The organism is Escherichia sp. XD33, from assembly GCF_019375075.1.
In the GTDB taxonomy this organism is placed as follows: domain Bacteria; phylum Pseudomonadota; class Gammaproteobacteria; order Enterobacterales; family Enterobacteriaceae; genus Enterobacter; species Enterobacter flexneri_A.
Genome location: NZ_JAENDM010000257.1, coordinates 1 through 713, shown reverse-complemented (window position 1 = coordinate 713; position 713 = coordinate 1). Strand labels below are relative to the sequence as shown.

The following is a 713-nucleotide window of genomic DNA, read 5'->3' as shown; positions in this document are numbered from 1 at the left end:
TTATCAGCAAGCGTTACACTCAGCGCATTGAGCGACATAATCTGAATCTGAGACAACATCTGGCAAGGCTGGGACGGAAGTCACTGTCGTTCTCAAAATCGGTGGAGCTGCATGACAAGATCATCGGGCATTATCTGAACATAAAACACTATCAGTAAGTTGGAGTCATTACCTAACGGTTTTAGTTTCTTGTTTGGTATTCAGTTGATCGGTTTGATAAACATCGGCAGCATGATCGTCAGCATTTGACTGGCATCCTGCCAGAGTGAATGACGCTAACATTGCCACAGGCAGAAGACATTTTTTAAATTTCATCACTATTCCTTGTTATACACATTACGAAAAATAAGACATTTAAGATCATCAAAAGAGGAAAGTAAATGTATTGCGTATAAAGGGATAGATTAAATTTATTAAAATTCACGCAGGGAATAATTTATAAAAATATATCATTACAACATATATATTAATTTGGTAATGACTCCAACTTATTGATAGTGTTTTATGTTCAGATAATGCCCGATGACTTTGTCATGCAGCTCCACCGATTTTGAGAACGACAGTGACTTCCGTCCCAGCCTTGCCAGATGTTGTCTCAGATTCAGGTTATGCCGCTCAATTCGCTGAGTGTAACGCTTGCTGATTACGTGCAGCTTTCCCTTCAGGCGGGATTCATACAGCGGCCAGCCATCCGTCATCCATACCACGACCTC

Annotated in this window: 2 protein-coding genes and 1 pseudogene; 1 reads left to right on the top strand and 2 read right to left on the bottom strand. The window is 40.5% G+C overall.

Annotation, left to right across the window (positions count from 1 at the left end; all coding sequences use genetic code 11):
* On the top strand, nt 1–158 hold a 158-nt coding region (locus K0778_RS26660; protein WP_213131679.1), incomplete at its 5' end, for an IS1 family transposase.
* Nucleotides 159–174: 16 nt separating this feature from the next.
* Here K0778_RS26660 and K0778_RS26655 read toward each other — a convergent pair.
* Nucleotides 175–318: pseudogene (locus tag K0778_RS26655) on the bottom strand (hypothetical protein); the annotation flags it as partial.
* 170 nt (nt 319–488) lie between these two features.
* On the bottom strand, nt 489–713 hold a 225-nt coding region (locus K0778_RS26650; protein ID WP_024169623.1), incomplete at its 5' end, for an IS1 family transposase.